Origin of the sequence: Streptomyces qinglanensis (assembly GCF_900111245.1) — a bacterium.
GTDB lineage: Bacteria > Actinomycetota > Actinomycetes > Streptomycetales > Streptomycetaceae > Streptomyces > Streptomyces qinglanensis.
In genome coordinates this window covers 85662-98642 of the sequence record NZ_FOGO01000010.1, presented here as the reverse complement: position 1 = coordinate 98642, position 12981 = coordinate 85662, and the positions used below count along the sequence as shown (strand labels likewise).

Sequence of the window (12981 nt, the reverse complement as noted above, 5' to 3'; positions counted from 1 at the left end):
ACCGTGTTCGACGAGGAGGGCACCGTCTGCCTGACCGTCTCCGGCCTGGTGCTGCGCGCCCGCGCCGCGGCCGGACCCGACTTCCTGCACGTGCCGTCCTGGACGGTGGCACCCCCGGTGCCCCAGGATCCGGCAGCGCAGCACCCCGTGCCCGACGACCCGGCGTCCGAGGACCCGGCGTCCGAGGACCCGGCGGACGAGCGGCCGGTGCTGATCGTCGCCGGGGCGGCCGACACCGCGCTCGCCGACCGGATCGCCGCCGCGCACCCGGGCGCCGAGGTGCTGCGCCGTGCCCCGGGCGAGTCGGCCGCGGACTTCTGCGAACTGCCGGGCGCGCACCGGGGCCTGGTCTACTTCCTCGGTTCGGTGACCGGCCCCGACGACCGGCGGGACGAGTCGGTGCTGGCGCTCTACGGGTTGCTCGCCCACCTGCACGGCCGCGGCCTGCTGCCGGGGCCGCTGCGGCTGAAGGTGATCACCGGGGACGCCTGCCCGCTGGGCGAGCGGGACGCGGCCCGGCCCGGTGCCGCGGGTCTGGCCGGGCTGGCGATGACGGTGGACAGCGAGTTCGGCGAGCTGGGGACCGCGCTGCTGGACGTGCGGGGTGCGGAGGCGGTGGCCGCACCGGACCGGGTGGCGGCGTCGATCGTCGCCGAACCGTGCGCGCCGCGGGTGCGCCAGGTGCTGCTGCGGGACGGGGTCCGCTGGACCCGCAGGCTGCGCAGGGCCCGGCTGACCGCACCCGAGCGGCCCGTGTTCCGCGACCGCGGGGTGTATCTGCTGGTGGGCGGGCTCGGCACCGTCGGCTTCGACACGGCCCTGCACCTGGCCGGCCGCTACGCGGCCCGCCTCGTGCTGGTCGGCCGGGGTCCGCTCGACGACCGCAGGCGGGCGCAGGTGGAACGGATCGCGCAGGCGGGCGGTGAAGCGGTGTACCTGACCGCCGACATCACCGACCCCGCGCAGACGGCCGCCGCCGTGGCCGAGGCCAAGCGCCGGTTCGGCACCCTCCACGGGGTGCTCGACGCGGCCATGGTGCTGGTCACCACCCCCTTCGGGGAGTTGGACGCGGAGCGCTTCGGCGCCGCGCTGCGCGTCAAGACCGAGGGCACCCGGGTGCTGTGCGACGCGATCGCCGACGAGCCGCTGGACCTGGCGCTCTTCCACTCCTCGGGCATCTCCTTCGGCGGCAACCAGGGCCAGGCCGGCTACGCGGCCGGCAGCGTCTACCAGGACGCGTACGCGCTGGCCTTCGGCCGCACCGCACGCTTCCCCGTACGCGTGGTCAACTGGGGCTTCTGGCACGACGGCGGCGACCGCGACCGGCAGCGCGCCCTGGAGCGGCTGTCGGCCTCCGGCGTCACCCCGATCGGCGCCGCGGAGGGCATGCGGGCGCTGGAGCGGGTCGCGGGCGGCTCGCTGCCGCAGGTGGTGGCCAGCAAGGCCGAGCAGCGCGTGCTGGCGGGGATCGGGGTCGAACCCGGCCCGGGTGTGGAGCAGATCGGGCATGCCGAGGCAACCCCGCTGCCCGTGCCCCCGGTGGCCTCCGACCCGGTCCGGGCCGGGCGGGCCGCGGCGCATCTGCGCGCCGACCGGGCGCTCGACGCGCTGGCGGCCCGCCTGCTGGCCGGGGCGCTGCGCGCGCTCGGTGCCCGTCTCGACCCCGGGCACCCGGAGGACCGGCACACACTCGCCGGCCGGCTCGGCGTGGTGCCCGAGCACCGCGCCCTGTTCGGCGCAGCACTGGAGATGCTGACCGCGGCGGGCCTCTCGCGGCTGACCGGCGGCCTGTTCGAGGGCACCGCGCGTGCGCGGGCCGAGGACGTCGCCGCGGCCTGGGCCGACCCCGACCGGGCCGCCTCCGCGCTGGTGGCCGAGCACCCCGGTGCCCGGCCCGCCGCCGAACTCCTGGTGCGCTGCGTGCGGGCGCTGCCCGACGTGCTCACCGGCCGCCGCGACGGGGTCGACGTGCTCTTCCCCGACGGATCCTCCGACCTCGTCTCCCGCTTCTACCAGGCGGATCCCGTCATGGAGCAGTACAACGAGCTGCTGGGCCTGCTGCTGGCCGAAGTGGTCCGCACCGCACCCCGGGAGCGGGCGGCCGGCCCGGTCCGCATCCTGGAGGTCGGCGCGGGCACCGGCGCCACCACACGTGCCGCGCTGGAGGCGCTGGCACCGTTCGGCGACCGGGTGCACTACACCTTCACCGACCTGTCGTCCGCCTTCGTCCGGCACGGCCGCCGCGCCTTCGGCGACCGCGCGGGCACCGCGTTCCGCGTCCTGGACATCGAACGCCCGCCCGGCGAGCAGGGGTTCGGGGACGAGGCGGGCTACGACGTCGTGCTGGCCGCCAACGTGCTGCACGCGACGCGGCGGATCGGGACGACCCTCGACCATGTCAAGGACCTGCTGGTGCCCGGCGGTCTGCTGGTGGTCGACGAGGGCGTCCGGCCCGCCGCCTATCTGACCCTGGTCTTCGGTCTGACCAGCGGCTGGTGGCTGCCCGAGGACACCGCGCTGCGGCTGCCGGCCGCGCCCGTGCTCAGCGCGCCCCGCTGGCTGGACGCGCTGGCGGCGGCCGGGTTCGCGCCCGCCGCCGAACTGGCGCTGCCGGACGAACCCGCCGACCAGCGCCTGCTCGTCGGCCGCTCCGACGGGCTGCGGACGCGGCCGGCCGCGCCGACCGGATCCGCGCAGCACGCCGGAGCACCGGGACACGCCGGAGCACCGGAGCAGGCCGGGCCGCAGCAGCAGACCCCAGTGCCGGAACACGCCGGGACACGCCGCGCCGAGGCGTCCGCAGCGCCGGCCGGCACCTCACGGGAGGCGACCGAGCGGCAGGTGACCGCGGTCTTCGCCCGGGTGCTGGAACTGCCCGCCGACCGGCTCGCACCGGACGCGGCCTTCGCCGACCTGGGGGTCGACTCCCTGGTGGCCCTGGAGCTCACCAAGGCGCTGGAAGCCGACCACGGTTCGCTGCCCGCGACGCTGCTGTTCGAGCGGACGACGATCCGGCGGCTCGCGGACCATCTGCACTCCCGCGCGGGCCGCCGGACGGCCGCCGGCCCGGAACCGGCCGCGCCGCGGCCCGCACCCCTCGAGGCCGCCGCCCTGCAGCCGCAGCCCGCGCACACCACCGCGCCCGCACCGTCCGCCGTGCCGCCGCCCGAGCCGCGGCGCACGCCGCCCGAGCCGCGAACGGACCCACTGCCCGCACCCCGGCCGGGCCCGCGGCCCGCCGAGCCGGAAGCGCCACCCGCACCGGCGCAGGGCCCGCTGCGGGCCGCCGTGGACCGACTGTCCGACGCCGAGGTCGACCGGATGCTCACGCTCCTGGGCGCTCTCGCCACCACGACCGACGAGAAGGGCGATACCGCATGACAGCGCCGTCCGAGCCCGGCCGCCCCGTCACCGGACAGGCCCCGGCCGACCGCCGCGAACTGCTCGCGCGGATCCTCGCCGACCTCGGCCTCGCCGCCGCCGCGCCTGCGCCCGCGACCGAGGTCGCGATCATCGGCGTCGCGGGCCGCTACCCGCTGGCCGACGACCCCGACCGGTTCTGGCACAACCTGCGCGCCGGACGGGACTGCGTACGCGAGGTCCCCGCCGACCGGTGGTCCGCGGCCGACCACTACGACCCGGCGGGCGGGCCCGGCCGCAGCTACAGCAAATGGGCCGGGTTCCTCGACGACGTGGACACCTTCGACCCGCTGCTGTTCCAGATCTCGCCGAGCGACGCGGAGGACATGGACCCCCAGGAGCGGCTGTTCCTGCAGACCGCCTGGGCCGCCGCCGAGGACGCCGGATACCCGCCGCGGTCCCTGGGCGACGGCGGCCCGGTCGGCGTGTTCGCCGGAGTCATGAACAACGACTACGAGTGGATCGGGGGCGAGGCCGAGGCCCGGGGCGTGTTCACCCACGCGCGCTCCAACCACTGGTCGGTGGCCAACCGGGTGTCCTACACCCTCGACCTGCACGGCCCCAGCCTGACCGTGGACACCGCCTGCTCCTCGTCGCTGACCGCCCTCCACCTCGCCGTGCAGAGCCTGCGCAGCGGCGAGTCGGCGCTGGCCCTCGCCGGCGGCGTCAACCTGATCCTGCACCCCTCCCACCTGTGGCACCTCTCCGACCGGCGGATGATCTCCCCGGGACGGCACAACCGCGCCTTCGGGGCCGGTGCCGACGGCTTCGTCGACGGGGAGGGCGTCGGCGCCGTGCTGCTCAAACCGCTGGCCGCCGCGGTCGCCGACGGCGACCGGGTGCTCGGCGTGATCCGCGGCAGCGCGCTCAACGCCGGGGGCCGCACCAGCGGCTACACCGTCCCCGACCCCGGCAGCCAGGCCGCGGTGATCGCCGAGGCGTTGCGCCGCGCCGGGGTGGACCCCGCCGAGGTCGGCTGCCTGGAGGCGCACGGCACCGGCACCCCGCTCGGCGATCCGCTGGAGATCGCCGGACTGCGCGAGGTCTTCGGCGGGCTCCCCGCGGGAAGCTGCGCGCTGGGCTCGGTCAAGTCCACCATCGGCCACCTGGAGTCGGCCGCGGGCATCGCCGCGCTCACCAAGGTGCTGCTCCAGTTCCGGCACCGCACCCTGGCGCCGTCCCCGCACGCCGAACCGCTCAACCCGGAGATCGACCTGCGGGACACCCCCTTCCACATCCCCCGCGAGGCGCAGCCCTGGCCGTCCCCGGCCGTCGGCGGCATCGCCCGGCCCCGCGTGGCCGGGATCAGCTCCTTCGGCGGGGGCGGCGCCAACGCGCACCTCGTCGTGGCCGAGTACGTACCGGAGCCGACCGCCGCAGCCGGGGCGCCGCCCGCCGAACGCCCGGACCGCGCCCCGCAGCTCGTGGTGGTCTCGGCACGTACCGACGAGCAGCTCCGGCAGTCCGCCGGCCGGCTCGCGGACTTCCTCGACGACGGTGAGCCGCACCCCGTCAACGGCGCGGCCGAACGCACCTGCGCGGCCGCGGTCGCCGAGGTGCTCGGCGTCGCCTCCGAGGACATCGACCCTGCTGCCGAACTGCGCGACCTGGGGCTGACCGCGGCCGAATGGCCGCGGCTGCGCCGCCTGCTGGCCGACCGGCTGCCGCTGCCCGCCGCGCCGCCCGCCGACGGCACCGTCGCCGCGCTGGCCGCGCAGGCCGCGCGGCACGCGGGCGAGCTGCCGCGCACCGGCGCCGAACTCGCCGACATCGCCCACACCCTGCGGGTCGGCCGCAGCCCGATGGATGTCCGGCTGGCCCTCCTGGTCGCCGACACCGGTGCGCTCTACCGGGCGCTGCGCGCTGCCGCCGAGGGCCGGGAACCCGCCTGCCCGCACTGGTCCGGTGACCGGGCAGCAGGCCCGCGCGGTCCGGAGGGCGCGGGCGCCGGGCCGGACGGCGGAGCGCAGGGCACCGGACCGGGGGCCGGGGACGGCGCCGAGGTGGACCGGGCGCTGCGGGCGGCCGACCTGACCGCGCTGGGGGCACTGTGGGCCCGCGGCGCGACCGTGGACTGGACGCGGCTGCCCGGCCCCGCCGCCGGAGTCCGGGCACCCCGCCGGATCGCGCTGCCGACCTACCCGTTCGCCCGCAAGCGCTGCTGGATCCCCGCCCTTCCCCCGGCGCCGGTGCGCCCCGGACCCGACGCGGCTGCCGCGGGCGAACGGACGGTTGCCGACGGGCGCGTCGCGGAGCAGCGCGATCAGCTCGGCCGGTTCGTGCCGCGCTGGCAGCCCGCGGGCCCGGTGCCCGCCGCCGCTCCGCCCGAGGGGCCCGAGGGGCCCGTCCTTGTGCTGGCCACCGAAGCGGCGCGGGACCTCGCCGCCGCCCTCGCGGTGGCCGCCGGGGACGTCCGGCTCGTGTGGCTGGACCAGCCGGACCCGGCCGGCCCGGTGCTCGACCGGCTGCCGGACCGGGCCGGGACCGTGATCCATCTCGGCGGAGTGCGCGGCGGCGCGGAGCCCCCCGGCGCTGCCGACCTGGACCAGGGCGCGGCCTCGGTGTTCGACGTACTGACCCGGGTGCGGGCGCGCGAGTTGCGCGTGGTCACCTCGGACGTGCACCCGGTCGACGGCAGCCCCGGCGACAACCCGATGGGGGCGGCGCTGCACGGGCTGGCCCAGGTCGCCTCCGCCGAGTTCCCGGACACCCGGGTGGTGTGCGTGGACGTCGGCCGCCTCGACCCGGTCGCCGACCGGGCCGCCGCGGTCCTCGCGGAGCGCCCGCACCCCAAGGGCCGGGCCGTCGCGGTACGCGGCGGGCACCGGTACACGCGCACCCTGGTCCCGGCCTCCGGCAGTTCCGCGCCGCCCTACCGGGAGGGCGGGGTGTACGTGCTCGCCGGGGGGACCGGCGGCATCGGCACCCTGCTCACCCGGCACCTCACGGAGCGGTTCCGGGCCACCGTCGTCGTGCTCAGCCGCACCGAACCCGGCCCCGGGCACCACGCGGAGCGGGAGCGGGCCCGGCAGCACGGGGGCGAGCTGGTGCAGTTGCGCGCCGACGTCTCCGACCCGGCGGCTGTTGCTGCCGCGTTCGACGGGGTCAGGGACCGGTTCGGCGCCGTGCACGGGGTGTTCCACCTCGCGATGACCTTCGACGACCGGCCGATGGCCGAACTCACCCGCGCGGAGTTCCGTTCCGCGCTCGCCGCCAAGGCCGACGGCACCCTCGCCCTCGACGCGGCAGCCGCCGCCGCGGACCCGGACTTCCTGGTGCTGTTCTCCTCCACCGGGTCGTTCGGCTCCAGCTCCGGCAACAGCGGCTACACCGCGGCCTCGGCCTGCCAGGACGCGCTGGGCCGGTACCTGGACGCCACCCGCCGCTACCCGGTGCGGGTCGTCAACTGGGGCTACTGGGGCGCGGTCGGCTCCGGAGCCCGGGCCGGACTGCCCGCGATCTTCCGCGCGCTGGGCATCGGCGAGCTCGCCCCGGACGAGGGCCTCGCGGAACTCGCCGGCGTACTGGCCGGATCCGAGCCGCAGGTCATGGTGATCCGCGCCGAACCGGCGGCGCTGGCCGCGCTGGCGGACACCGCGGACACCGCGGACACCGCGGACGCGCCGCACTCCGCCGGGACGGCGGACTCTGCGGGCCCTGCGGGCTCGGCGGACGGCGTGCACGCCCCGGGCAGCGCCGACCCGGCGACGGCCGCGGGCCCGGCGAACGGCGCGGGCTACCCCGCGCACGGGGTCGGAGCGGCGTCCGGTCCCCGGCGCCCGTCCAGCACCTCCGACGCCGCAGCGCCGTCCGACACCGGCCTCCTGGCCGCCCCGGTGCCCGGGGGCGGCGGACTCGGGGCCGTCCGCGGCCTGCTCGACGCCGCGCCGCGGAACCGCGCCGGAGTCGACCGGGTGCGCGCCGCCTACGCCGCGCTGGAGCCCCTCGTCGCCCGCGGCCTGGTCGTCGCGCTGCGCCGGATGGGCGCGTTCGGCACGAGCGAGCCGGTCGACCGCGCCGAGCTGGCGGAGCGGCTCGGCATCGTGCCCGCGCACGCCCGGCAGACCGATGCGCTGCTCACCCTGCTGGTGCAGACCGGCCATCTGGCCGAGGAGGGCTCCTCGGTGCGGGCGCTGCCCGCCTTCGGGGCCACGGCGGACGCCTGGGACACCGCCGGGATCGACGCCGCGCTCGACCGGCTGCGCACCGAGTACCCCGAGGTCGCCTCCACGATCCTGCCGGTCCAGCGGTTCCTCGCCGCCTATCCCGAGGTGCTGCGCGGCCGGGCCAACGCGACCGAGATCCTCTTCCCCGACGCCTCGCTCGACCTGGCCGTCGGCTTCTACCAGGGCAATCCGCTCACCGACCATTACAACGACCTGGTGCGGGACGCGGTCGCCGAGCGGCTGCGCGCCCGGCTGCCGCACCTGGCACCGGACGAGAAGGTGTCCGTCGTCGAACTGGGCGCAGGCACCGGTGCGACCACCGAGCGGGTGCTGCCCGCGCTGGACGCCGAGGCCGCCCGGGTCGACTACGTCTACACCGACGTCTCGCCGCGGTTCCTGGAGCACGGCCGCACCCGGTTCGGCGCGCACCGTCCGCATCTGCGCTTCCGTCTGCTGGATCTGCGCGCCCACGCCGCGCAGCAGGGCTTCACGCCCGGCGGCCACGACGTGGTCGTGGCGACCAACGTCGTGCACGCCACGCCCGACCTGGCCGAGACGCTCCGCTCGGTGCGCTCGCTGCTGCGTCCCGGCGGGTGGCTCGTGCTCAACGAACTCACCGAGCCCCGCGGTTCGGTCACCGTCGCAGGCGGAGTGCTGGACGGCTGGTGGTCCTTCCGCGACGGCGAGGTGCGGATTCCCGACTCGCCGCTGGCCGAACCCGCCACCTGGACCCGGCTGCTGCGCGAGGCCGGATTCACCGAGGTGGCCGCCGCCTCCGGCGGCCCGGACCTCGGGCAGACCGTGCTGGTCGCCGAGGCGGGCACCGGCCAGGTCGCCCTGTCGGCACCGGCCCGGCCCAGGAGGAACCCCGCGGCCGCCCGCACCGACGAGGTGCCCGCCGGACTGCGGGCACTGGTGGAGGGCCGGCTCAAGCTGGACGAGCACATCGACCCGGACCGCCCGCTCGCCGAGTACGGCTTCGACTCCCTCACCGGGATGCAGGTCGTCACCGGGATCGCCGAGACCTACGGCGCCGAGGTGCGGCTGGTCGACATCCTGGAGCACACCACCCTGCGCCGCCTGGCGGCCCACCTGTCCGAGGCGGGCGTCCTTCCCTCCGGCGAGCCGTCCTCCGGCGCCCCGTCCTCGGGTCCCTCCGGCGAGCCGTCCGGCGCCGCGCTCCCGGAACCGGCGGCGGCCCGGGAACCGGCGCCGACTCCGGCACCGGCCCCGTCCGCAGCATCCGCCCAGGAACCGCCGGCCGCACCCGTCTCCGCACCGGCTTCCGCAGCCGCGCCCCGCGGCGGCGAGGAGCGGCGCGCCGTGTCCGAGGGGCAGCGGGCGCTGTGGGTGATCGAGCAGACCGCGCCCGGCAATGCGGCCTACAACCTGCCCGTGGCGGTGTGGCTGGACGCGGACACCGACCTCGCCACCCTGCGCGAGGCGCTGGAGATCCTGGTGGCGCGGCACCCGGCGCTGCGTACGGTTTTCGCGGAGGAGGACGGCACCCCGGTGCAGGTCGTACGCCCGGCGGCCGAGTTCGCCTTCAGCCACGAGCGGGTACCCGCCGCCGAGGCGGACGCCCTGGCACGGCGGCTGCGCGCCCGGGTGCGGGAGCCGTTCGACCTGGCCGGGGGGCCGCTGCTGCGGGCCGAGGTGCACACCGTCCCCGACGGGCGGCACGCGCTGCTGCTCACCCTGCACCACGCGGTGTTCGACGGAACCTCCATAGCCGTCCTGCTCGACGAGCTCACCGACGCCTACCTGGCCCTGCGCGACGGCCGCCCGGTGCCGCAGCCGCAACCGGCGGCCGACTACGCCGACTTCGCGGACTGGCAGCGCGGCATGCTCGCGGGGCCGCGCGGTGACCGGCTGCGGGAGTTCTGGCGCGAGCGGACGGCGGGAGCCGAGCTGCTCCGGCTGCCGACCGACCGGCCGCGTACCGAGGCCCCTTCCCTGGACGGGGCCAGCACCGAGCACCAGTTGGACGCGGAGCTGATCGCGGCTGCCGAGCGGTACTCGGCCGAGGCGGGAGTGTCGCTGTTCGCGGTGCTGTTCACCGCCTGGATCGCCATGCTCGACCGGCACGTCGAACAGCGCCGGATCACCGTCGGCACCCCGGTCGCCGGGCGCCCCGAGGGACGGTTCGCGGGCACCGTCGGCTACTTCGTGAACCTCGTCCCGGTCACCGTGGAGCCCGGCCCCCAGGACACCTTCGGCACCCTGCTGCGCCAGGTGCGGGCCGAGGCGCTGGACGCGGTCGAACACGGTGACCACCCGTTCATCCGCATCGCCGAGGACCACGGCGGGCCGCTGGTCAGCACCGCCTTCTACTTCCAGAACTGGATCGCGGAGCGCTCCGGACCCGCCCTGGTGCGCGGGCTGGTGGACGGCGTCCACCAGGAGGGCGAGTTCGAACTGACCGCGGACGTGGTCCAGTCGGCCGACGGCGGCAAACTCACACTGAAGTACGACCCCCAGCTCTTCGACCGGGCCACGGTGGACGGCTTCGCCGAGCGGTTCCGCACCCTGCTGGCCGCGTGCCTGGCCGACCCCGGCCGTCGGCTGGCGGACCTGGACCCGCGTACCGCGGCCGAACGGGAACTGGCCGCCGCCGAGCAGCGGACGGCGCGCCGGGACTACCCGCGCGGGCGCACGGTCGTCGACCTGGTCGCCGAACACGCCGCACTGCACCCCGACCGGACCGCCGTGGTCTGCCAGGGAGAGGAGGTCGGCTACCGCGAACTGCACACCCGCGCGGCCGCCCTCGCGGATCGGCTGCGCGCCCGCGGCGTGCGGCGCGGCGACACCGTCGCCGTCCTCGTGGACCGGGGCCCGGACCTGGTGGTCGCGCTGCTCGGAGTGCTGGCCTCCGGCGCCGCCTACGTTCCGCTGGATCCCGGCTACCCGGCCGAGCGGCTGCGGCACATGACCGACGACGCGGCCGTCCGGCTGGTCGTCGCGCAGCGGGGAACGAGCGAGGCGGCCGACGGCATCGACGCACCGGTGCTGCGGCTCGACTCCGGCCCGCACGACGACCTGTCCGGCCCGTCCGCAGCCGCGGCCCCGGCCGCCGGTCCCGGCCCCGACGACGACGCGTACGTCATCTACACCTCCGGCTCGACCGGACGCCCGAAGGGGGTGCGGGTCGGGCACCGGGCGCTGGTCAACCTGCTGTGGTCGATGCGGCACGAGCCCGGCTTCACCGACCGCGACCGGATCCTGGCCGTCACCACCGTCTCGTTCGACATCGCGGCGCTGGAGCTCTTCCTGCCGCTGGTCACCGGCGGCAGCGTGGAGATCGCGCCGTCGGCCGTCACCCGGGACGGCCTCGCCCTGCGGCGGACACTGGAAGCGGGCAGCGCGACGGTGATGCAGGCGACCCCGGCGACCTGGCGGATGCTGGTGGCCGCGGGGTGGAACGGCGGCCGCGGGCTGCGCGCGTTCTGCGGCGGCGAGGCGCTGGACCGGGAGACGGCCCGCGCACTGCTGGCCCGTACCACCGAGGTGTGGAACCTCTACGGCCCCACCGAGACCACCATCTGGTCCTCGGTGGCCAGGGTGCGGGACGGTGAACCGATCACCCTGGGCCGGCCCGTCGCCAACACCGTCCTCCATCTGCTGGACGGCGCGGGGCGTGCGGTGCCCGCCGGAGTCCCCGCCGAACTGCACATCGGCGGCGACGGGCTGGCAGCCGGCTACCTGGGCCGTCCGGAGCTGACCGCCGAGCGGTTCGTGGCCAATCCGGTCGACCCCGAGACCGCGCCGCTGCTCTACCGCACCGGCGACCTGGTGCGGCGTACCGCCGACGGGGCGCTGGAGTACCTCGGGCGGATCGACGCCCAGCTCAAGATCCGCGGCCACCGCGTCGAGCCCGGCGAGATCGAGCAGGCGGCGCGGGAGCTGCCGGGGGTGGCCGACGCAGCCGTCGTCCTGGCCCGGACCGGTGCGGGGGCCGCGGTACTGCGCTGCTTCTACACCCCGGCGCCCGGCGGGCCGCGCCCCGAACGCGCGGACCTGGGAGTCCGGCTGCCGGACTACATGGTCCCCGACGAACTCATCGAGCTGGCCGAACTGCCCCGAACCGCCAACGACAAGCTCGACCGCGGCCGACTGGCCGCGCTGCCCCGCCCGTCCCGGGCGCGGCAGGGCACCCCGGCGTCCCCGGCACCGTCTGCCCCGGCGTCCTCCGCCCCCGCGGACGGAGCTGCCCCGGCCGCAGCCGTCGAGGCGCTCGCCGGGCAGCTCGCGGACCTCGTCGCCGAGCTGCTCGGAGTCCCCGCCGACGACGTGGAGATCACCGACCGGTTCGGCGCCCTCGGCGTGGACTCGGTGCGGCTGACCGAGCTGAGCGTCCGCATCCGGCGCACCTGGGGGGTGGAGCTGGCGCCGCCCGCGTTCTTCACGCACCCCACCCCGCGGGCCGCCGCCGCGCACCTGCTGGAGACCCACCCCGAGGTCTTCGCCGCAGCCGGCCCCGAACAGTCCGGGCAGCACCCCGCGGAGCCCTCCGGGCCCTCCGTACCCGCCGCGCCCGGGGCGGCGGAGACCGCGGTGATCGGCATCGCCGGGCGGCTGCCGGGCTCGCCCGACCTGGACGCCTTCTGGCGGCACCTGGCCGCCGGGGACGATCTGATCAGCGAGACCCCCGCACAGCGGTGGGACTGGCGCGCACTGGGCCGCGCTCACGGCGAGCGGACCGGCCGGGCCGCCCGCTGGGGCGGCTACCTCGACGACGTCGACCGGTTCGACGCGGCGTTCTTCGGGATCTCGCCGCGCGAGGCCGAGCTGATGGACCCCCAGCAGCGCCTGGTGCTGGAGGCGGTGTGGACCGCGCTGGAGGACGCCGGGCTGCGGCCCTCCGCGCTCGCGGGAACCCGGGTCGGCGTGTTCATCGGCGTCTCCGGCGTGGAGTACGCACAACTCCAGCGGGACGGCGGACGGCACCTCGAAGGACACGCGGGGACCGGTGTGGCCCAGTCCCTGGTGCCCAACCGGGTCTCCTACTTCTTCGACTTCCGCGGCCCGAGCGTGGCGGTCGACACGGCGTGCTCCTCCTCGCTGACCGCGGTCGCGCAGGCGGCCGCCGCGCTGCGGACCGGCGCCTGCGACCTGGCCGTCGCGGGCGGGGTGAACCTGCTGCTGTCGCCCGAGGTGTATCCCGCGATGGCCGACGGCCGGATGCTCAGCGAGGACGGCCGCTGCAAGACCTTCGACAGCGGCGCCGACGGCTATGTGCGCGGCGAGGGCGTCGGCGTGGTCGTGCTGCGCGACCGCGCCGAGGCCGAGCGCCGCGGCGACGTCGTGCACGCCGTGCTCAAGGGGATCGCGACCAACCACGGCGGGCTCAGCTCCTCGCTGACCGCGCCCAACACCGAGGCGCAGAGCGCCCTGC

Annotated in this window: 2 protein-coding genes (both running past the window's edge); both read left to right on the top strand. The window is 77.0% G+C overall.

Annotated elements, in window-relative coordinates; genetic code table 11:
• On the top strand, nucleotides 1-3381 hold the end of the coding sequence (locus tag BMX65_RS32210; RefSeq protein WP_425315514.1) for an SDR family NAD(P)-dependent oxidoreductase. Its footprint begins 12015 nt before the window's first position; the window shows 3381 of its 15396 coding nt (coding positions 12016-15396); the start codon falls outside the window, past its left edge; it ends in the stop codon at nucleotides 3379-3381.
• Nucleotides 3378-12981, top strand: partial view of a non-ribosomal peptide synthetase gene (locus BMX65_RS32205; RefSeq protein WP_075001888.1) — the 5' end (the start) only. Its footprint extends 15425 nt past the window's final position; the window shows 9604 of its 25029 coding nt (coding positions 1-9604); it begins with the start codon at nucleotides 3378-3380; its stop codon lies beyond the right edge, outside the window. The genes BMX65_RS32210 and BMX65_RS32205 overlap by 4 nt, the downstream gene beginning before the upstream one ends.